Origin of the sequence: Streptococcus equi subsp. zooepidemicus (assembly GCF_015689395.1) — a bacterium.
GTDB lineage: Bacteria > Bacillota > Bacilli > Lactobacillales > Streptococcaceae > Streptococcus > Streptococcus equi.
This window is the reverse complement of sequence record NZ_CP065054.1, coordinates 1,884,590-1,905,515: the sequence shown is the minus strand read 5'-3', so window position 1 is coordinate 1,905,515 and position 20,926 is coordinate 1,884,590. Positions and strand designations below refer to the sequence as shown.

The 20,926-nt window shown below is 44.8% G+C and carries 11 protein-coding genes, 10 tRNA genes and 3 rRNA genes; 18 read left to right on the top strand and 6 right to left on the bottom strand.

Features of this window, described 5'->3' with window-relative positions; genetic code table 11:
• Window positions 1-6: 6 nt before the first annotated feature.
• The 6 genes from I2432_RS09065 to I2432_RS09040 all read right to left on the bottom strand — a co-directional run bounded on the left by I2432_RS09065 (window position 7) and on the right by I2432_RS09040 (window position 6,214).
• Entirely contained in the window at window positions 7-282 is a 276-nt protein-coding gene (locus I2432_RS09065) for a helix-turn-helix domain-containing protein (protein ID WP_015057304.1), read from the bottom strand.
• Window positions 269-637 (bottom strand): type II toxin-antitoxin system RelE/ParE family toxin, encoded by a 369-nt coding sequence (locus I2432_RS09060; protein ID WP_041781483.1) that lies wholly within the window; start codon window positions 635-637, stop codon window positions 269-271. The genes I2432_RS09065 and I2432_RS09060 overlap by 14 nt, the downstream gene beginning before the upstream one ends.
• A gap of 776 nt (window positions 638-1,413) precedes the next feature.
• On the bottom strand, window positions 1,414-2,457 hold the full coding sequence (locus I2432_RS09055) for an aldose epimerase family protein (RefSeq protein ID WP_037579558.1): 1,044 nt from the start codon (window positions 2,455-2,457) through the stop codon (window positions 1,414-1,416).
• Between the two features lie 76 nt (window positions 2,458-2,533).
• A complete protein-coding gene (gene galE / locus I2432_RS09050; protein WP_037579560.1) occupies window positions 2,534-3,544 on the bottom strand; it encodes a UDP-glucose 4-epimerase GalE in 1,011 nt (336 codons plus the stop codon).
• 9 nt (window positions 3,545-3,553) lie between these two features.
• The gene (galT, locus tag I2432_RS09045; RefSeq protein ID WP_111678593.1) at window positions 3,554-5,038 is read right to left on the bottom strand and encodes a UDP-glucose--hexose-1-phosphate uridylyltransferase; all 1,485 of its coding nucleotides are present in this window, start codon (window positions 5,036-5,038) and stop codon (window positions 3,554-3,556) included.
• Window positions 5,039-5,041: 3 nt separating this feature from the next.
• Window positions 5,042-6,214 carry a galactokinase gene (locus tag I2432_RS09040; protein WP_111678591.1) on the bottom strand — a complete coding sequence of 391 codons (1,173 nt, stop codon included), beginning with the start codon at window positions 6,212-6,214 and terminating at the stop codon, window positions 5,042-5,044.
• A 140-nt stretch (window positions 6,215-6,354) separates the two neighbouring features.
• On the opposite strand from I2432_RS09040, the gene I2432_RS09035 reads away from it, so the two are divergent.
• The 18 genes from I2432_RS09035 to I2432_RS08950 all read left to right on the top strand — a co-directional run bounded on the left by I2432_RS09035 (window position 6,355) and on the right by I2432_RS08950 (window position 20,821).
• A complete protein-coding gene (locus I2432_RS09035) occupies window positions 6,355-7,356 on the top strand; it encodes a LacI family DNA-binding transcriptional regulator (protein WP_043041131.1) in 1,002 nt (333 codons plus the stop codon).
• Window positions 7,357-7,520: 164 nt separating this feature from the next.
• Window positions 7,521-8,402 carry a diacylglycerol/lipid kinase family protein gene (locus tag I2432_RS09030; protein WP_043041129.1) on the top strand — a complete coding sequence of 294 codons (882 nt, stop codon included), beginning with the start codon at window positions 7,521-7,523 and terminating at the stop codon, window positions 8,400-8,402.
• Between the two features lie 642 nt (window positions 8,403-9,044).
• Window positions 9,045-10,592, top strand: a complete 1,548-nt coding sequence (locus I2432_RS09025) for an MSCRAMM family protein (protein ID WP_111678589.1) — start codon at window positions 9,045-9,047, stop codon at window positions 10,590-10,592.
• Window positions 10,593-10,918: 326 nt separating this feature from the next.
• Window positions 10,919-11,842 carry a metal ABC transporter solute-binding protein, Zn/Mn family gene (locus I2432_RS09020; RefSeq protein WP_012677358.1) on the top strand — a complete coding sequence of 308 codons (924 nt, stop codon included), beginning with the start codon at window positions 10,919-10,921 and terminating at the stop codon, window positions 11,840-11,842.
• A gap of 14 nt (window positions 11,843-11,856) precedes the next feature.
• Window positions 11,857-14,268 (top strand): pneumococcal-type histidine triad protein, encoded by a 2,412-nt coding sequence (locus I2432_RS09015; protein WP_111678587.1) that lies wholly within the window; start codon window positions 11,857-11,859, stop codon window positions 14,266-14,268.
• A 705-nt stretch (window positions 14,269-14,973) separates the two neighbouring features.
• Window positions 14,974-16,522: ribosomal RNA gene (locus tag I2432_RS09010) — 16S ribosomal RNA — on the top strand.
• Between the two features lie 55 nt (window positions 16,523-16,577).
• Window positions 16,578-16,650, top strand: a tRNA-Ala gene (locus tag I2432_RS09005).
• Window positions 16,651-16,960: 310 nt separating this feature from the next.
• Window positions 16,961-19,860: ribosomal RNA gene (locus I2432_RS09000) — 23S ribosomal RNA — on the top strand.
• Window positions 19,861-19,944: 84 nt separating this feature from the next.
• A 5S ribosomal RNA gene (rrf, locus tag I2432_RS08995) occupies window positions 19,945-20,060 on the top strand.
• Together the 16S, 23S and 5S rRNA genes with 10 tRNA genes alongside form the textbook arrangement of a ribosomal RNA operon.
• Before the next feature lie 14 nt (window positions 20,061-20,074).
• A tRNA-Val gene (locus tag I2432_RS08990) sits at window positions 20,075-20,147 on the top strand.
• A 13-nt stretch (window positions 20,148-20,160) separates the two neighbouring features.
• A tRNA-Asp gene (locus I2432_RS08985) sits at window positions 20,161-20,233 on the top strand.
• Between the two features lie 3 nt (window positions 20,234-20,236).
• A tRNA-Lys gene (locus I2432_RS08980) sits at window positions 20,237-20,309 on the top strand.
• A 5-nt stretch (window positions 20,310-20,314) separates the two neighbouring features.
• Window positions 20,315-20,396: transfer RNA gene (locus I2432_RS08975), tRNA-Leu, on the top strand.
• Between the two features lie 8 nt (window positions 20,397-20,404).
• A tRNA-Thr gene (locus tag I2432_RS08970) sits at window positions 20,405-20,477 on the top strand.
• A gap of 11 nt (window positions 20,478-20,488) precedes the next feature.
• Window positions 20,489-20,560 (top strand) — tRNA-Gly (locus I2432_RS08965).
• Window positions 20,561-20,568: 8 nt separating this feature from the next.
• A tRNA-Leu gene (locus I2432_RS08960) sits at window positions 20,569-20,653 on the top strand.
• A 14-nt stretch (window positions 20,654-20,667) separates the two neighbouring features.
• Window positions 20,668-20,741 (top strand) — tRNA-Arg (locus I2432_RS08955).
• Between the two features lie 6 nt (window positions 20,742-20,747).
• A tRNA-Pro gene (locus tag I2432_RS08950) sits at window positions 20,748-20,821 on the top strand.
• The last annotated feature ends 105 nt before the right edge of the window (window positions 20,822-20,926 follow it).

Below are 20,926 nucleotides of genomic sequence, written 5' to 3'. Positions count from 1 at the left end.
TAAACATTAACCAATGTGAATAGTAAGATGTTTATTAAGAGCAAATGCGATTTTGCTCATGGTTTCGATACTCGTATTGTTGCCGCGCTCAATACGTGCGATGGTGGATTGTGGAACATGTGAGAGGTCAGCGAGTTCACGTTGGCTAAGCCCCGCCTTTTGGCGTGCATTATAGACAGCAATGGCGCTTTCTAAGATAGCTTTTTCAGCCAGATAGCCAAATTTGAAGTCATTGTTTTTCAATTCTTCATTCAAAAAATCGTCAAATTTAATGGTTGTCATTGTTATAATTCTCCTCAAATTCTTTTTTCAGAGCTTTAGCGTGGTGGATTTCAGTAGTAGGGGTCTTTTGCGTTTTCTTAGTAAATCCATGCGTAATGATAAAGCGGTCATCAACAACATGAAAATAAAGGGCACGCTGAATATTACTTGATACCTTAGAACGAATTTCAAAAATATCACTATCTAACTTTTTAACCCACTCCATACGTTGAGCCACCAGTAAGCCTTGCTCTTGGATTACACTAATAGTAGCAAGGAGTTTCTGCTTGTCCTTTGTCGGTATACTTTGTAAAAATTCGATAAACTCAGTCCGTCCATTTGGACGTGTGTAAAATTCAAATCTTGGGTATTTCATTATATTTTCATGATAGCATATATTGTTCATTTGTGCAATTAAGAACATCTTACAATGGTGTGAACTTTTGAGTATAATTTAGCTCAATTCAATGATTTTAGGGTAAAATTCACACCATTCAGACGAAATTAGTTGAAATAGATTGAAATAGTGTTTTCAAAAAATCGTGGAAATGTTTGATATTAAAGGCTTTTGAAATTTAGTCAAACAAAAGTTGTTCAAACCAGGTCTTAAGAAAGCTCGTAAAGCTAGCCAGTTCTCAAAACGTTAAGAACCAGCTACGATACAGCAGAACAATACTTCATGGATTACCATGGAGTATTTTCTTTTTTGAAAGAACTGGCGACGCAATTGACGTAGTCGTTGCGGCTTTAGTCGCTTACGAATACGGCTGCAAAGGAGACGTAGTCTCTGTGCCTCAAAACGTTAATATTCAGTTATATCAACGTTTCAGAGCACTCAAGAGTTTTATCTTGGGTGTTTTTTGTCTCTTTGTCAACTGTAGTGAGTGACTTATAGCTAAGCACGAGAGGAGATCATTTTTATTTTCTCTTTTGTGATGTTCAAAGCATTGGGGCTCTTGGTTTTGAAGTTTTTAAAGTTAAGTCCAAAGGCTTGTCGTTTCATGTCCTTTTTGTAACGCCTATAGATAAAAAGAAGAAAAGACCTTGATGAATGAACTGACCCCAGCCTGTTAGAGTTTTTGGCTAACTGTTGGGGTGCAATTCAAAAAAATCAAGGTCTTGTTACTTTATTAAAGCTTGGCTACTACTTATCTAGTCTGGCAGATGTTCATAGGCCAGGCAGATAGTGTAGCTTTTGGTATCTCCTTCTTTGAGGATAATGTCACCAAATTGGTTGTGGTGGATAGCATCAGGCAGGGTTTGCGCTTCCATAGCGATCCCCTCACGAGCAAGCCCCACTTTGCCCTGGTCTCTTCCAAAATACAAGCCATCTTGGATACTGTCCATAGTGTAAATGACGAGTGCATTTCGATCGGAGTAGATACTGATTTGGTCATGGCTGATGCTGTCTTGTAAGACAGCAATGGGTTGGGTTGTTCCAATAGCCTGCTGATCAATTTCAAAGGCGGTATCAAAGCCATTATTTTCGACAATAGCAGGATAGAGGGGTTTTATTGATCTAAAATCATAGACCGTCTGGTCAACTGCTAGCTTTTGACCTGTTGGGATTAACTCATTATCTGTTTCAATCCTATGTGAGGCTGCGATGTGTAGGCTGTGATTGGTTAGGTCTTGTGTTTGCCCTAAATTAAAATAAACATGGTTGGTTGGATTGAATAGGCTAGTGCCTCTCATGCTATGAGCCTTAAAGTGAATGCTTAAACGATTATGGTTGTCTAGACGGTAGGTAATGCTTACGGTCAGGTCACCTGGGAAATGGTCATCTGCTTCTAAAATATCCCTTTTAAAGGTTACTTCAAGGTAATCAGCTGTTTGGCGGGTATCATAAGGCCAATGAAGCTTATGAAAGCCCTTGAAGCCTCCATGCAGGCAATGCCCATTTTCATTGGTGTCAACACAAACCCTTTGCTGCTCTAGCTGAAAGCTTCCTCCCTTTATGCGACCTGCTACTCGGCCAATGGTTTGCCCTGCACAAAGAGGGTTTTTTAGATAGTCACTTGGTCGGTTATGTCCCAAAATGATATTTTTTGGCTGCTTTTCATTTGGCACTAGAAAGGCCTGTAGGGTCGCTCCTAGTGTCAGCAGGTGAGCCTCAACACCGTTAGCATTAATCAGTCTTAGCTGGGTGACTGGTACTTGATCGATGTATTCAATGATGTCTTGATAAATGTTCACAGTTTGTTTCTCCTATTAGTATAGGTGTATGAATTAAGGGAGGCTGAGTACTTACTGTGGTAGCTGCCTTGAGGGACTAGCTGCTACTTGTTTTATCGTCATACCCTTTTGGGTGCTTGGTATGCCAGGCCCAGGCTGATGCGATTATCTTATCAATATCGTCATAGCTTGGCTTCCAATTGAGAACCTTGCGTGCTTTTTCTGATGACGCAATTAAGGTGTCTGGGTCACCGGGACGTCTTGCAGCTTTTTTGGCTGGTATGGCTTGTCCTGTTACCCGACGAGCGGCTTCAAGCAGTTGACGATTGGAAAAGCCTGTTTGGGAGCCTAGATTAAAGACCTGTGATGGTTTGCCCTGACGCAGATATGCCATCGCTAAAATGTGTGCATCAGCTAAATCGATAGGATGGACGTAATCTCGAACGTTAGTACCATCTGGTGTGTCATAATCGTCACCAAAAATCATCACCTGCTCACGCACTCCCTGTGCAGTCTGTAGGATAATGGGTAATAAATGTGTTTCTGGCTCGTGGTCTTCACCGATAGAGCCATCTGGCTTTGCTCCGGCAACATTGAAGTAACGAAGGGCCACAAATGTGATGCCATAGGCTTTGTCGGCCCAGGTCATTATCGTTTCCATCATAAGCTTGCTTTGGCCATAAGGATTGATTGGGCATTTAGGCGCTGACTCTAAGATGGGGACTGTTTTTGGAATGCCATAGACGGCTGCTGTTGATGAAAAGACAATGCGCTTAACCTTGGCTTCTCTCATGACCTCAAGCAGCTTAATCATACCTGCTGTGTTATTGTCAAAGTATTTCAGAGGGTCTGCCATTGATTCTGCGACCAAGGAAGAGGCAGCAAAGTGAATCACAGTGTCTATGTCTGGATTGTCCCTAAAGACTTGACGCATAAAGGCTTTGTCTGCTAAGTCTCCTTTGTAGAAAATAGCTTCTGGGTGAACGGCCTTACGGTGTCCTGTCACCAAGCTATCAACAACAATGACTTTTTCTTCTTTCTGTGATATTAGCCTGTCCACTGTATGTGATCCAATATAGCCTGCACCACCTAAAACTAGAACAGTCATTTTTTCCTCCTATTCTTCAATTGCTTCAATGCCAATGCTCTTAAGAAAACGCATAAAGGCTGCTTGACCTTCTTGATCACGTTTGTAGACGCCAGCGTCCTCAAGGACACGAACAAAGACAGAGCCGACCTCTTCTTGAATAATGTCATCAAGAGCTGTGGCTGAGAGGTCTGGTCGTAACTTGATCTGATTAGCCCAGTCCTTGTGGTAATTTGCGATTTGATTGGCTTGATTGAGGATATATTTTTTGACCTCAACCAATTCCTCTTTGAGGCGCGGTGGTAAAATAGCTAGCCCCATAACCTCGATAAGGCCGATGTTCTCTTTTTTAATGTGCTGAACATCTGCATGTGGGTGGTAAACACCATCTGGAAATTGCTCAGAGGTATGGTTATCACGTAGGACCAAGTCTAATTCAAACTGCCCTTCTTTTTTTCTGGCAATAGGTGTGATGGTATGGTGAGGCTCTTGCTTGGTATAAGCAACAATATCAACACTGTCATCAGAATAATGACGCCAAGCCAGTCGAATCACATCTGCTAATTGAACCAGCTGGTCTTTGCTGCTGCTGCGCAGTCGGATAACTGACATAGGCCAGTTGAGAGTGGCAGCCTGTATGTCTGGAAATCCTTTAAAGGTAAAGCGTTTGTCTTGTTTTGCGATTTCCATCGGAAAAACGTGACGACCGGCCTGGTAATGGTTGTGGGTCAAAATAGAGCCGCCAACGATAGGCAGATCAGCATTAGAGCCGGCAAAATAACCTGGCAGTCTATCAACAATATCAAGGAGCTGTCTGAATGTGCTTGCGCTGATAATCATTGGCACATGCTCAGTATTAAAAATAATACTGTGCTCATTAAAATAAGCGTAGGGTGAATATTGGAACCCCCAAGCCTCATTGCCTAAGCTCATACGGATAATACGGTGATTAGCTCGAGCCGGGTGGTTAATCCGTCCCTGATAGCCTTCGTTTTCCATACAAAGCTGGCATTTTGGATAAGAGGATGCCTTAGCCTTCTTAGCGGCTGCAATGGCCTTAGGGTCCTTTTCAGGCTTTGATAGGTTAATGGTAATAGCCATATCACCATATTGAGAAGGCACTGTAAAGGAGATGTTTTTGGCAATTGCTGCTATTTTGATGTAGTCATTTAGCTGACTAAGCTGGTAAAAATCTGAGATAGCCTGTTGAGGAGATTGTGCATAGGTATCCCAGAAGCGACGATTAACCACACTTGGAATAGGGGTTATCATGTTCATTAATTCAGCTCCTAAGCAGTCTTTTTCTTCAGGAAGTCTGCCTATTTTGCCATTTTCAGCAGCTAGATCAGCCAATGCCTCCTTAAGAGCTATTAAGGCTGTCAAAGAGGTTTCTTGCCAGACATGGTTTTCACCGACCAATGCTAAAACCCGATTGCGGATATAAATAGCGTCCTCTGATGTGTAGTCGCTGTGTTCAATCACCTTCCTTACAAAGGTGTCTATTAAGCTTGCCATACCTTATTTCCTTGAAAGTAGTCGTGCTCCCTGAGCAATCTCAGCCAGATAAAAGGCTGGAGCATAGCCAATGACCTCAGTATAGGCCTTGCCAACTGTTTCGATAAAGCTATCTACCTTATCCTTAGCCACGATAGCAATGCCACAGCCTCCAAAGCCTGCTCCTGTCATGCGAGCCCCTAGGACCCCTTCTTGCTCCCAAGCGGTGTGGACCAGTGTGTCCAGCTCAGGGCCTGTGACCTCATAATCATGCTCCAAGGATACATGAGAAGCATTCATCAGACGACCAAATTGCTCCAATGCTCCTGCTTCAAGGGCCTGTCTTGCTTGGAGTGTTCGTTGATTTTCCAAAACAGCGTGGCGAGCGCGTTTGAGACGTTTACCATCTTTGATAAGGTAGCTGTACTCATCAAAGCGCTGAGCGTCTAATTCTCCCAGTGCTTTAAGGTCAAGAAGGGTATTTAATTCCTCAAGGGCTTGTTCACACTCTGCTCGGCGTTCATTGTACTTTGAATCGGCTAGCTCTCGACGCTTGTTGGTATTCATGATGACAATCACATGATCACCAAGGTCAAGCGGAACAGCCTCATAGGCTAAGGTGTTGGTATCAAGGTATAGAGCCTGTTTATCAGCTCCCATACCTATAGCAAATTGGTCCATGATACCTGAATTCACCCCGATAAAGTGATTTTCAGCTTGCTGACCGATTTTAATCAGATCTAACCGATCCACATTGAGCTCAAACAGCTCTTGTGCCACAATGCCTGTCAAAAGCTCCAGTGATGCCGAGGAGGACAGGCCAGACCCATTTGGAATGTTGCCAAAAACGTAAAGCTCAAAGCCTGTATCAATAGGGTGCCCAGCTTTTTGCAAAAAGGAGAGGACTCCCTTAGGGTAATTAGCCCAAAGGTCAGCCTTATCAAAGGCCAGATGATTTAAGTCAACCTCAATAATCCCAGCCTCTTCAAAATTTGCTGAGAAAAAGCGCAGCTGCTGATCCTCACGCTTGCGGGCCAGTCCATAGGTTCCCAGACTGATAGCAGCTGGAAAGACATGCCCACCATTGTAATCGGTGTGTTCACCAATGAGGTTGATGCGACCCGGTGAGAAAAAGACAGCATCTGGCTCCTTGCCAAAAACGTCAGTAAAGCTTTGCTTAAGTTGCGCGATATCCATTAGCGGCTCCTTTAACGATATTGATAGCTTGATTGTACTCTTCGCTAAGCTACTCGTCAATATTTTTACTAAAATTTTACTAAATATTGCTTTTAAGAATGCTTGTGATATACTAGAAGAAATTAGAAAGAAGGTTTGATATGGTAACGCTTAAGGATATTGCAGCTCTGGCCAAGGTTTCCCCTGCAACTGTTTCTAGGGTTTTAAATAAGGATCAAAGCTTGTCTGTTGGTCAAGAGACAAAGCACCGTATTCTCACAATTGCTGATGAGCTGGGCTACCAAAAGCATTTAAAAACGACAAATAGCCCCAAATCAAAGCTAAAAATAGCTATTGTTCAATGGTACTCTCAAGAAGAGGAGCTCAATGACCTTTACTATTATGCGATTCGCATTGGCATTGAAAAAAGGGCTTATGAATTGGATTATGATATTGTTCGTTATTTTAACAATGACATTTTGAGGATTTCAGGTGATTACGCTGGGATTATTGCTATTGGAAAGTTTAGCGCTTGTCAAATCAAGGAGCTTGAAGCTTTATCCCAGCATTTGGTATTTGTGGACAGCGATACGCTTGAATTGGGGCACCCCTGTGTCACAACTGACTTTGACAATGCAGTGCTAAAGGTACTTGATTATTTTATGACTAAAGGGATTTATAGCATTGGCATGATTGCTGGTGAGGAAAAGACAACTGATGGCAGAGAAGCCTTAGTGGATCAGCGCTTTCGCACCTATAAAAATTATGCCTCTGAGCATGGGATTTATCAGCCGAGATATGTCTATATCGGTCCTTTTTCAGCACAATCTGGCTATGAGCTTATGACACAAGCGATTGAGGAGCTAGGTGATGATTTGCCTAAAGCATTTTTTATTGCTAATGACACCCTTGCAATAGGTGCTCTAAGAGCTCTCCAAGAAAGAGGGCTTGCGGTGCCTGAGCGTGTTGAGCTTATCTCCTTTAACGATACTCCTTTAACAAGACAGGTCTTTCCTGCGCTTTCTAGCGTGACCGTATTTACAGAGGACATGGGACGTATGGCTGTTGATGTGCTTAATAGGAACATCCTTAACCCGGATCGTGTCAAGACCATGACAACATTAGCGACAGAGCTGACCTTAAGAGACAGCACAACTGGTTAGGCATTGAGCTAGCTGGGTAAAGATTTCAGTAAAATGAAACATTAAACGGCAATCATATTAGAAGCTTTAAGACTGACTAATGACATAGTGAGTATTATTTGAAGAGGTTTTGAATAACAATTATAATAGTTGTAAAATCTAATAGAAAATGTAGGATATCATAAATGAAAAAAGCCCTATTGATTGTTAACCCTAGCTCCGGCGGCGAAAAAGCCAAGGAATATGAAGCCTTAGCCTATGATAAGCTAGCTTCGTATTTTGATGATGTTGACGTCAAGCACACTGAAAAAGGAGGAGATGCCAAACGGTTTGCGCATGAGGCAGCCCAGCAGCAGTTAGATAGTGTCTTTGTCATGGGAGGTGATGGGACTGTCAATGAAGGGATCAGTGGGCTTGCAGAGCAGGATTATCGCCCTAAGTTTGGCTTTTTCCCTCTAGGAACGGTCAATGATTTGGCGCGTGCCTTGGGCATGTCGTTAGATCCAGAGGAAGCGATTAATCAGATAAGCTTTGAGACAACCAGTCCTCTGGATATTGGTAAGGTCAACGATGCTTACTTTATGAATGTTGTTGCCATAGGGACGCTCCCAGAGGCGATCAATGATGTTGCCCCTGAGGAGAAGACGACCTTTGGGAAAATGGCTTATTTTATGTCAGGCTTTAAGCAGCTGATCAAAAATAAAAGCTATACCTTCCAGCTAGATATTGATGGCAAAACAAAAGAAATCAACAGCACAACACTCTTGATTGGCTTGACCAATTCAATCGGGGGCTTTGAGCGGATTTTGCCAGAGGCGCGTGTAGACGATGGTTTGCTGCACCTTATCTATCTGAAGGATAGCAATCTATTAGAAACGGTGAAGGCCCTTCCTAGCCTATTGAAGGGAGTTGAGGCTTCAGATCAAACACTTGGCTATCAAACCTTCAAGGAGGCCACTATTGCCATGAAGGAAGGACAGCTATCTATCAATGTGGACGGTGATGAGGGTGAGGCCTTACCAATCACTATCAAGGTACTTCCTCAGCACCTGCAGGTGTATCGTTAATCTGAATAATGAAGCCAGTCATTCTTATGCGATGGGAGATATGATCTCGTGTGATTAGTAACGGTAGTCTTAACAAGCGTATCCGTCGTAACTGTTAATTAGACCTTCATATCAGCGCAGCTGTATCCTTTGTCTTTATCATGATAGGTCAACAGTAACAGGCTTAGTAGAGAGGATTTGGTCTGAATCCTCTTTTTTGCTGCCTGGGGCTTGGCTGATTTGACTGTTCAGTCATCATCAAAATGTTTTGCTTGCTGTGGTATGAGCATTGTTGTTGACTTGGCGGGGGTTATTTGATAGGATAGCAGCACAAAAATCTTAACTAGTTAAGTTTTATTAAAAAGTGTAGACAATCACATCATCACTGCAGCGACAGCCTTGAGAGCAGCTAAAATGGCTATTAAGCATTGCCTTAACTTGGCTAGCGGCTCTTGTCGTTTGCTCACATGGTGCCCTCTGCTGTGGTAAAGGTGGTTGCTTTTCTTGTAGATTCGTTGCTTGAAGACTTTGAGGCTCTCGTCTTGAAGCCTAGATATAGTAGACTAAGAGAGGTCGCTGCTGTTCCTATCACCTCAGAAAGGGTATCAAGGGGATATTCCCCATTAAAACTAGGCTAGTTAATCAAAATAAAGGAGCTTTTTTATGAAGAAACAGTCATTGAAAAAAGTCAGTCTTTTAACGGTTACTGTTATATCTAGCTTGGCCTTAGCAGCCAATGTCAACACCTATACGACCTATGCCAGAGACAACGCTGTAGCTGCGACGTCACAAACAGCTGAGGGCTTTGATTTTGTTGCAACGATACTTGATAGCAACGGTCACGTCCTTGAGGGAAAAACAGTCATCTTGTCAGACACGACAGCTAATCCTGCTAAGCAGGTGGCCTCTGCTGTCTCTAACAGTGACGGGCAGGCTATTTTTACTCAACTGCCCTTGAATCGTAACCTGAGCGTTTCTGTTGACGGGGAAACCAAGGGCTATACAGTGAGAACTAGTCTTGCCGGATCTAAAGAGGCAGCCAGCTTTGTCGCCAAGGGAGCAGGGACAAAGGAGCCTATTTATAGTAAAAATGTCATTGATATTACGGTCCGCAATCAAGACAGTGAGCCTCTAGAAGGTCAAACAGTCACCCTAAAAACACGCCAGGGTCAGCTGGTAGGAAGTCTTGTCTCAGATAAAAATGGAAAGGTAACCTTCAAGGATCGCTTGCTGGACGGAACCTTTTATCACTATGAGCTCAATGGCAAGTATATAGGGCAGGTCATGACAAAAATGTCTGTTAACGCTTACCTTGACACCTCATCAAGCTCGTCATCAGGTACGTCACCTCAGTCCAAGGACACTCCTAAGCAGGAGGATGGAAAGGCAAGTCCGCTAGAGGAAGGCTTTCATTTTGTTGTCACTGCTCTAGATAAAGAGGATAGGGTCGTCGCAGGCAAGGAGGTCAGCCTGACTGCTTTGATAGACGGTGCTAAGACGACAATTGCTTCAGCAAAGACAAATGCTGATGGTCAAGCAGTCTTTACCAAGCTACCACTATCACGTAATATCAGTGTCTCAATTGATGGTAAGCTACAGGGCTATACTGTTCGCACGAGTGAGCCTAATGAGCATAAGGCTGCTGCTTTTTATGTCGACGGTAAAGGAACAAAGCCTGTTGTTTACTCTAAGACACCAGCCATAGTAACTGTTTATGATGCCAATGGAAATAAGCTGGTAGGGCAAGAGGTTGTGCTGAAAAATCGATACGGAGCTATCAGGGCAATAGGCAAAACTGCTCAATCTGGTAAGGCAACCTTTGTGAATCAGCTCATGGACGGTATGTTTTATGAGATTGTTATCAACGGGGTCAAGATACCTAAAAAAGCCTCTACCGGTAGTGATGTCAGCGGCTTCTTAACCAAGGCTCAAATCAGAACCGGTAATAAGCTCAGCGAGTCTGAGCGCCATTCTAAAGACACAAAGCCCTTAGGCAAGGAGCCAAAGGATCCTGAAAAGGATAAGAATGTCGCTAAGCCAGAGACCAAGTCCTCATCAAACCGCAGTGTAGCCCCTAAAGAAGGCAAAAAAGAGACTAAGGTTTTGCCAAGATCTGGTGAATCAGCAGCGCCGATGGTAGCGTTCATGGGAGTTCTATTAATAGGCCTTGCAGCTGTCATCGGTCTTGTGACAAAACGTCGCTCTAGCTAAAACCAAATAAGTAAAAACGTCTTGCAGCTATCAAGGCGTTTTTTTGACGGTTAAGTGATTGTTCAGCGCCGTTCTACAATCTAAAAAAAGAAGGCTAAATCTTTTTTAAACGTATCATGCAACAGTAAGATAACAGACAGTGAGGTCATGCGTCACAGACCACAGTTTATCATAGAGCTATGGCTTCTTATAAAGGTTAAGCAGGTTAGAGGCTGATTAAGCCATCGTTTTAATGGCTTTTATTTTTTATTAAAAAATTTGACAAATACATCTAAAGCTGTTAAAATTAACCGGTTCATAACTGGTTAATGAGCAAAGGAGATTATATGAAAAGAAAATGGATACATTTAACACTGTTGCTTGCTCTTTTTTCAGGTCTTGTTGCCTGTAGCAAGCCCAAGGAGCAAAGCAAGCAGTCAAGAGGCATGACGATCGTCACTAGCTTTTATCCTATTTACGCCATGACAAAGGCGGTATCTGGTGAGCTAAACGATGTTCGGATGATTCAGTCAGGGGCAGGGATTCATTCCTTTGAGCCATCTGTAAATGACGTTGCTGCCATTTACGATGCTGATTTATTTGTTTATCACTCTCACACCCTAGAGGCCTGGGCTGATGATTTGGATCCTAATTTGAAGAAATCAAAGGTTGCTGTTTTTGAAGCTTCCAAATCTTTAACCTTAGATCGTGTTACTGGTTTGGAGGATATTGAGGTGACAGATGGCATTGACCCTGCTACCCTGTATGATCCTCATACCTGGACAGATCCTATTTTAGCAGGTGAAGAAGCACTCGCTATTGCTAAGGAGCTCAGTCGTTTAGATCCTAAGCATGAGGCCATTTACACTGAGAATGCTCAAGCATTCCAAAAGGAAGCAAAAGAGCTGGCTGATGAGTACACTAAAAAGTTTAAAAAGACATCATCTAAAACCTTTGTCACACAGCACACAGCCTTTTCTTATCTAGCAAAACGCTTTGGCTTAAAGCAGTTAGGTATTTCTGGTATTTCGCCAGAGCAAGAGCCTACTCCTCGCCAACTAACTGAAATTCAAGACTTTGTTAAAGAATATAAGGTAAAAACGATTTTTGCAGAGGATAATGTTAATCCTAAAATTGCTAAGGCGATAGCTAAAACAGCAGGAGCAAAGGTCAAGCTACTCAGTCCACTAGAGGCAGCGCCCAAAAACAACAAGTCCTATCTAGACAATTTGAGAGCTAATTTGGAAGCTCTTTACCAAAGCTTAAAATAAAGGGAGATGAAAACGTGAAAAAGAAGCATATTGTTTTAGGATCAGCTGTGGCCATTTTATTGGCTACTAATGCTGCTTCATATCAGTTTGGGAAGCATAAGGCTCTAAATTCCTCATCTAAAGATAATAGCATTGCCTATATTGATTCAAAGGATGGCAAAAAAGCCCTTCCCAAAGAAAAAACAATGGATCAAATCAGCGCAGAAGAGGGGATCTCTGCAGAGCAAATCGTTGTTAAAATCACAGATCAAGGCTATGTAACCTCACATGGTGATCATTTCCATTTCTACAATGGTAAGGTTCCTTATGATGCTATTCTTAGTGAAGAGCTATTAATGACGGACCCCAATTATCAGTTTAAACAGTCTGATGTTGTTAACGAGATTCTAGATGGCTATATTATCAAGGTTGATGGCAAGTATTATGTTTATCTAAAGCCAGGAAGCAAGCGTAAAAATATTCGTACCAAGCAGCAAATTGCTGAGCAGGTTGAAAAGGGAACAAAGGAAGCTAAGGAAAAAGGCTTGGCCAAGGTTGCCCACTTGAGTAAGGCAGAGGTGGCAGCTGTTAACGAAGCAAGAAGTCAAGGACGCTATACAACTGATGATGGCTATATCTTTAGCCCGACAGATGTTATTGGAGACATGGGAGATGCCTTTTTAGTGCCCCATGGCAGTCACTTCCACTATATTCCTAAAAAGGACTTATCCCCAAGTGAGCTAGCAGCTGCGCAGGCCTATTGGAATAACAAGCAAGGCGGAAAACCAAGTGTTATTGGCGGTCAGCCTTTACCAGGTCAAGGAGATCAGCCTAGACCATATGATATTCCTGTTAACCCTATTCACCACTCAGTTGGGAATTTGCCGTCAGTAGGAGATCCAAGCCTGTCATTTGCAGATAAAACCTTTGCAGAATTGTTGGATCAATTGCATGGCTTGGATAAAAAATACAGGCACGTCGAGGAAGATGGTCTCATTTTTGAGCCAACTCAGGTGACCCTTGCCAATGCCTTTGGCTATGTTATCCCTCATGGAGATCACTACCATATTATTCCTCGTGAGCAATTATCAGCCCTTGAAATAACCTTGGCTGATCGTTACCTAGCAGGTCAAACGCAGGGCAGTCTAATAGCTAAGCCAAAGCCAGCTACTCAAGACCAGACTGCAAAAGAGGTTACACATCAATTCCTTGGCCATCAGATTAAGGCTTATGGTAAAGGCTTAGATGGCAAGCCTTATGACACGAGTGACCATTATGTCTTTAGTAAGGCATCTATTTCCTCTGTTGATAAGGCGGGTGTCACAGCTAAGCATGAGGAGCATTTCCATTACATGGGCTTTGGTGAGCTAGAGCAAGAGGAGCTTGATCAGGTTGCACAATGGTTGCAGGAGCATGGTCAAGCAGATGAGATTGCAAGGGCATTAGTTCAATCAGACGGCAAAGACATGTCATTTGACGCTAAGCATGTCAGTCGCAAGGTAACCAATGGCGGTAAGGTTGGTTACATGATGACAAAAGATGGTAAAGAGTATTTCTATGATCGTGAGCATTTAGACCTAACACAAATTGCCTTTGCAGAGCAAGAGCTCATGCTTAAGGATAAGCAACACTATATTTATGACATTGTTGATACAGGCGTTCAGCCAAAGCTAGCTGTAGAGGTATCCAGCCTACCGATGCATGCTGGTAATGCAACCTATGATACAGGGACATCTTTTGTCATTCCTCACATCGATCATATCCATGTTGTACCTTATTCATGGCTAACTAAGGATCAGATTGCAACCATCAAATATGTCATGCAGCACCCTAATACTCGTCCTGATGTTTGGTCTAACCCAAATCATGATGAAGCTGGAGGAGTCATTGCTAATGTCACACCAGCTGATCAACGTGCTTCAATGAAAAACTGGCAAATTATTCACTCTGCCGAAGAGGTCCAAGCAGCTATCAAGGCAGGTCGGTACGCAGCTCCAGATGGCTATATTTTTGATCCTAAGGACGTTCTTGCTGAAGGAACCTTTGTTTGGCGTAATGATTCCTTTAGCATTCCTAGAGTTGGTGGACGCTCTTTAAGAACCATTACTAAAGATGAGTTATCTCATGATGAATGGCAAAAGGTTCAAGAATTATTAGGCAATAAGACCTCAGACGCAGCTGAAAGCACTATTAAGCCAACCAAAGACCAGGAACCGTCAGCGCAAGATACTGCCGCAGATGGCACAGAGCAGACCAAGTCTTTATTTGACGATATTCCTAATTATGGTTTAGATCGGGCAACTCTTGAACGTCAGATCAATCAGTTAGCTGAAATAGCAGGCATTAAACCGGAGTATCTTATTTTCGTGCCAGAGGGTGTCAAATTCTATGACCAAAAAGGACACCTAGTGCTCTATGATGTGACAACATTACAACAAATCAAATAAACACCATAAAATAGCTAAGACATACAAATCATAGCTTACTTCAAAAAAGCTATTGGTATGATGATCTGCCCTTACGCCTTATAGCCTAAGATTCTTTAGTAGGCTTTTACTTGCAGCAACAGTCATATAGGCTGAAGATTAGAACCTCAGGGTTTTTAAAGCAGTGTAGGCTAGATGTGAGCTTTGGTCAAAGCGGGTTGCTGAGGGCTATATGACCTAAGGAGGACAGCACAGAAAGACCTTTTACCAATTAACATCACACCTAATAGCCTTTCAATCAAAACCGCCTAGACATCAATGACTAGACACTCCTCTTAAAGTGGACAGTGAAAAACAATCACTAAAAACGATAAGGGGAGTTTTTTAGTGTCTAAAAGGGTTAGGAAAAAGGTTAGCAGCTGTACAATTATTACTGATGCATACCCATTCCCAAGAAAGAGGAAAATAAAAGTCCAAAACTAGTTGACAAGTGTCGGTAAGATATCGTATACTAATGAAGCTGTCGACGAGAGCTAGCTAAGGTTAATGAAAAAAGGTAAAAAAAGTAGTTGACAAAGGTAGCCTAAGCTGATAGAATGTAATAGTTGTCTCGTAAGACAAAGACCTTTGAGAACTGAATAAGACGACCAAACGTGCGGGTTACGGAAGTAACCTGTCAATAAAGAAACAAGTCAGTAATGACGTCGAGTTAAGAGCTCAAACTAAATTAAAGAGAGTTTGATCCTGGCTCAGGACGAACGCTGGCGGCGTGCCTAATACATGCAAGTAGAACGCAGAGGTCAGGTGCTTGCACTGGACTGATGAGTTGCGAACGGGTGAGTAACGCGTAGGTAACCTACCTGATAGCGGGGGATAACTATTGGAAACGATAGCTAATACCGCATAAAAGCCAATGACCCATGTCATTGGCTTGAAAGAAGCAAACGCTTCACTATGAGATGGACCTGCGTTGTATTAGCTAGTTGGTAGGGTAAAGGCCTACCAAGGCGACGATACATAGCCGACCTGAGAGGGTGAACGGCCACACTGGGACTGAGACACGGCCCAGACTCCTACGGGAGGCAGCAGTAGGGAATCTTCGGCAATGGGGGGAACCCTGACCGAGCAACGCCGCGTGAGTGAAGAAGGTTTTCGGATCGTAAAGCTCTGTTGTTAGAGAAGAACAGTGATGGGAGTGGAAAGTCCATCATTTGACGGTAACTAACCAGAAAGGGACGGCTAACTACGTGCCAGCAGCCGCGGTAATACGTAGGTCCCGAGCGTTGTCCGGATTTATTGGGCGTAAAGCGAGCGCAGGCGGTTTAATAAGTCTGAAGTTAAAGGCAGTGGCTTAACCATTGTATGCTTTGGAAACTGTTAAACTTGAGTGCAGAAGGGGAGAGTGGAATTCCATGTGTAGCGGTGAAATGCGTAGATATATGGAGGAACACCGGTGGCGAAAGCGGCTCTCTGGTCTGTAACTGACGCTGAGGCTCGAAAGCGTGGGGAGCAAACAGGATTAGATACCCTGGTAGTCCACGCCGTAAACGCTGAGTGCTAGGTGTTAGGCCCTTTCCGGGGCTTAGTGCCGTAGCTAACGCATTAAGCACTCCGCCTGGGGAGTACGACCGCAAGGTTGAAACTCAAAGGAATTGACGGGGGCCCGCACAAGCGGTGGAGCATGTGGTTTAATTCGAAGCAACGCGAAGAACCTTACCAGGTCTTGACATCCCGATGCTATTCTTAGAGATAAGAAGTTACTTCGGTACATTGGAGACAGGTGGTGCATGGTTGTCGTCAGCTCGTGTCGTGAGATGTTGGGTTAAGTCCCGCAACGAGCGCAACCCTTATTGTTAGTTGCCATCATTAAGTTGGGCACTCTAGCGAGACTGCCGGTAATAAACCGGAGGAAGGTGGGGATGACGTCAAATCATCATGCCCCTTATGACCTGGGCTACACACGTGCTACAATGGTTGGTACAACGAGTCGCAAGCCGGTGACGGCAAGCTAATCTCTGAAAGCCAATCTCAGTTCGGATTGTAGGCTGCAACTCGCCTACATGAAGTCGGAATCGCTAGTAATCGCGGATCAGCACGCCGCGGTGAATACGTTCCCGGGCCTTGTACACACCGCCCGTCACACCACGAGAGTTTGTAACACCCGAAGTCGGTGAGGTAACCGTTAAGGAGCCAGCCGCCTAAGGTGGGATAGATGATTGGGGTGAAGTCGTAACAAGGTAGCCGTATCGGAAGGTGCGGCTGGATCACCTCCTTTCTAAGGAAAAATGGAAGCATGTTTGGAAGTCTTATTTAGTTTTGAGAGGTCTTGTGGGGCCTTAGCTCAGCTGGGAGAGCGCCTGCTTTGCACGCAGGAGGTCAGCGGTTCGATCCCGCTAGGCTCCATTATCTAGGATACAAAGAAATGTTTGGGTTACCTAATTTTCTGTATTCTAAGATATATAAGATATCGTTCAAGTAATTGAACACGACCTCATTTTTTAGGAAAAAAGATAAATCTCCTCGTGTGTAAAGCACACATCGTCGATTTCCTATTTTTCTACAAAAATGCCCAACAAGTTGGGACGGTCTTAGTATCTTAATCTTGTCCATTGAAAATTGAATAACTATATCACATTCCGCAATCAAAAAAGATTGTAAGAAAGTAACAAGAAATAAACCGAAACGCTGTGATAACGAGTTTAAGAAAAAATAAGGTTAAGTTAATAAGGGCGCACGGTGGATGCCTTGGCACTAGAAGCCGAAGAAGGACGTGACAAACGACGAAATGCTTTGGGGAGCTGTAAGTAAGCAAAGATCCAGAGATGTCCGAATGGGGGAACCCACTAGCTAATGGCTAGTATCCATAACTGTTAAGGTTATGAGAAGGAAGACGCAGTGAACTGAAACATCTAAGTAGCTGCAGGAAGAGAAAGCAAACGCGATTGCCTGAGTAGCGGCGAGCGAAAAGGCAGGAGGGCAAACCGAAGAGTTTACTCTTCGGGGTTGTAGGACTGCGTTGTGGGACGACAAGATTATAGAAGAAGGCCTTGGGAAGGGTCGCCACAGAGAGTAACAGCCTCGTATTCGAAATAGTCTTTAACCCTAGCAGTATCCTGAGTACGGCGAGACACGAGGAATCTCGTCGGAATCTGGGAGGACCATCTCCCAACCCTAAATACTCACTAGTGACCGATAGTGAACCAGTACCGTGAGGGAAAGGTGAAAAGCACCCCGGGAGGGGAGTGAAAGAGAACCTGAAACCGTGTGCCTACAAGAAGTTCGAGCCCGTTAATGGGTGAGAGCGTGCCTTTTGTAGAATGAACCGGCGAGTTACGTTTACGTGCGAGGTTAAGTTGAAGAGACGGAGCCGAAGGGAAACCGAGTCTTAATAGGGCGCAAGTACGTGGACGTAGACCCGAAACCATGTGACCTACCCATGAGCAGGTTGAAGGTGCGGTAAGACGCACTGGAGGACCGAACCAGGGCACGTTGAAAAGTGCTTGGATGACTTGTGGGTAGCGGAGAAATTCCAAACGAACTTGGAGATAGCTGGTTCTCTCCGAAATAGCTTTAGGGCTAGCGTCGATATAAAGTCTCTTGGAGGTAGAGCACTGTTTGGGTGAGGGGTCCATCCCGGATTACCAATCTCAGATAAACTCCGAATGCCAATGAGATATGATCGGCAGTCAGACTGCGAGTGCTAAGATCCGTAGTCGAAAGGGAAACAGCCCAGACCACCAGCTAAGGTCCCCAAATAACTGTTAAGTGGAAAAGGATGTGGGGTTGCACAGACAACTAGGATGTTAGCTTAGAAGCAGCTATTCATTCAAAGAGTGCGTAATAGCTCACTAGTCGAGTGACCCTGCGCCGAAAATGTACCGGGGCTAAAACAGTTTACCGAAGCTGTGGATTACCGTTAAGGTAATGGTAGGAGAGCGTTCTATGTGTGATGAAGGTATACTGTGAAGAGTGCTGGAACGCATAGAAGTGAGAATGCCGGTATGAGTAGCGAAAGACAGGTGAGAATCCTGTCCACCGTAAGACTAAGGATTCCAGGGGAAGGCTCGTCCGCCCTGGGTTAGTCGGGACCTAAGGAGAGACCGAAGGGTGTATCCGATGGACAACAGGTTGATATTCCTGTACTAGAGTATATAGTGATGGAGGGACGCAGTAGGCTAACTAAACCGGACGACTGGAAGAGTCCGGCTAAGCAGTGAGGTGTGATGTGAGTCAAATGCTTACATCTATAACATTGAGCTGTGAAGGGGAGCGAAGTTAAGTAGCGAAGTTAGAGACGTCACACTGCCAAGAAAAGCTTCTAGCGATACGTATACTCTACCCGTACCGCAAACCGACACAGGTAGTCGAGGCGAGTAGCCTCAGGTGATCGAGAGAACTCTCGTTAAGGAACTCGGCAAAATGGCCCCGTAACTTCGGGAGAAGGGGCGCTGACTGCAAGTCAGCCGCAGTGAATAGGCCCAAGCAACTGTTTATCAAAAACACAGCTCTCTGCTAAATCGCAAGATGATGTATAGGGGGTGACGCCTGCCCGGTGCTGGAAGGTTAAGAGGAGTGCTTAGCGCAAGCGAAGGTATGAATTGAAGCCCCAGTAAACGGCGGCCGTAACTATAACGGTCCTAAGGTAGCGAAATTCCTTGTCGGGTAAGTTCCGACCCGCACGAAAGGCGTAATGATTTGGGCACTGTCTCAACGAGAGACTCGGTGAAATTTTAGTACCTGTGAAGATGCAGGTTACCCGCGACAGGACGGAAAGACCCCATGGAGCTTTACTGCAGTTTGATATTGAGTATCTGTACCACATGTACAGGATAGGTAGGAGCCATAGAAGTCGGGACGCCAGTTTCGATGGAGGCGTTGTTGGGATACTACCCTTGTGTTATGGCTACTCTAACCCACTAGGCTAATCGTCTAGGGAGACAGTGTCTGACGGGCAGTTTGACTGGGGCGGTCGCCTCCTAAAATGTAACGGAGGCGCCCAAAGGTTCCCTCAGATTGGTTGGAAATCAATCGCAGAGTGTAAAGGTATAAGGGAGCTTGACTGCGAGAGCAACACCTCGAGCAGGGACGAAAGTCGGGCTTAGTGATCCGGTGGTACCGTATGGAAGGGCCATCGCTCAACGGATAAAAGCTACCCTGGGGATAACAGGCTTATCTCCCCCAAGAGTTCACATCGACGGGGAGGTTTGGCACCTCGATGTCGGCTCGTCGCATCCTGGGGCTGTAGTCGGTCCCAAGGGTTGGGCTGTTCGCCCATTAAAGCGGCACGCGAGCTGGGTTCAGAACGTCGTGAGACAGTTCGGTCCCTATCCGTCGCGGGCGTAGGAAATTTGAGAGGAACTGCTCCTAGTACGAGAGGACCAGAGTGGACTTACCGCTGGTGTACCAGTTGTCTCGCCAGAGGCATAGCTGGGTAGCTATGTAGGGAAGGGATAAGCGCTGAAAGCATCTAAGTGCGAAGCCCCCCTCAAGATGAGATTTCCCATAACGTTAAGTTAGTAAGAGCCCTGAGAGACGATCAGGTAGATAGGTTAGGAGTGGACGTGTGGTGACACATGGAGCGGACTAATACTAATAGCTCGAGGACTTATCCAAAAGATGAAACCAGTCGCTATTGACAGCTTAAGGAATTCTTGTTAGACTATAGTTATTCAATTTTGAGTGGAGAAGACTCGTAAGTTAAGTGACGATAGCCTAGGAGATACACCTGTACCCATGCCGAACACAGTAGTTAAGCCCTAGAACGCCTGAAGTAGTTGGGGGTTGCCCCCTGTGAGATACGGAAGTTGCTTAGCTTAGATCCACTTGGGGGAGTTTAGCTCAGCTGGGAGAGCATCTGCCTTACAAGCAGAGGGTCAGCGGTTCGATCCCGTTAACTCCCATAAGTTATGAATAGGTCCCGTAGTGTAGCGGTTATCACGTCGCCCTGTCACGGCGAAGATCGCGGGTTCGATTCCCGTCGGGACCGTAGGACTCGTTAGCTCAGTTGGTAGAGCATTTGACTTTTAATCAAAGGGTCACTGGTTCGAGCCCAGTACGGGTCATAAAGGCGGGTTTGGCGGAATTGGCAGACGCACCAGATTTAGGATCTGGCGCTTAACGGCGTGGGGGTTCAAGTCCCTTAACCCGCATAAGATAGGCCGGCTTAGCTCAGTTGGTAGAGCATCTGATTTGTAATCAGAGGGTCGCGTGTTCAAGTCATGTAGCCGGCATTGATAGAGTTGCGAACGTAGTTCAGTGGTAGAACACCACCTTGCCAAGGTGGGGGTCGCGGGTTCGAATCCCGTCGTTCGCTTTTGGGGAGCCGGGGTGGCGGAACTGGCAGACGCACAGGACTTAAAATCCTGCGATGGTTAACATCGTACCGGTTCGATTCCGGTCCTCGGCATAGCATAAGGAAAAGCACCCTTAGCTCAACTGGATAGAGTACCTGACTACGAATCAGGCGGTTAGAGGTTCGACTCCTCTAGGGTGCATAGTTACGGGAAGTAGCTCAGCTTGGTAGAGTACTTGGTTTGGGACCAAGGTGTCGCAGGTTCGAATCCTGTCTTCCCGATAAAGACCTTTGAGAACTGAATAAGACGACCAAACGTGCGGGTTACGGAAGTAACCTGTCAATAAAGAAACAAGTCAGTAATGACGTCGAGTTAAGAGCTCAAAC

Excerpts from the sequence above, each read along its gene's own strand:
- galT (WP_111678593.1), bottom strand. The coding sequence starts at position 5,038 with ATGGCAAGCTTAATAGACACCTTTGTAAGGAAGGTGATTGAACACAGC.
- I2432_RS09040 (WP_111678591.1), bottom strand. The coding sequence starts at position 6,214 with ATGGATATCGCGCAACTTAAGCAAAGCTTTACTGACGTTTTTGGCAAG.
- I2432_RS09025 (WP_111678589.1), top strand. The coding sequence starts at position 9,045 with ATGAAGAAACAGTCATTGAAAAAAGTCAGTCTTTTAACGGTTACTGTT.
- I2432_RS09020 (WP_012677358.1), top strand. The coding sequence starts at position 10,919 with ATGAAAAGAAAATGGATACATTTAACACTGTTGCTTGCTCTTTTTTCA.
- galE (WP_037579560.1), bottom strand. The coding sequence starts at position 3,544 with ATGACTGTTCTAGTTTTAGGTGGTGCAGGCTATATTGGATCACATACA.
- I2432_RS09030 (WP_043041129.1), top strand. The coding sequence starts at position 7,521 with ATGAAAAAAGCCCTATTGATTGTTAACCCTAGCTCCGGCGGCGAAAAA.
- I2432_RS09065 (WP_015057304.1), bottom strand. The coding sequence starts at position 282 with ATGACAACCATTAAATTTGACGATTTTTTGAATGAAGAATTGAAAAAC.
- I2432_RS09060 (WP_041781483.1), bottom strand. The coding sequence starts at position 637 with ATGAAATACCCAAGATTTGAATTTTACACACGTCCAAATGGACGGACT.
- I2432_RS09035 (WP_043041131.1), top strand. The coding sequence starts at position 6,355 with ATGGTAACGCTTAAGGATATTGCAGCTCTGGCCAAGGTTTCCCCTGCA.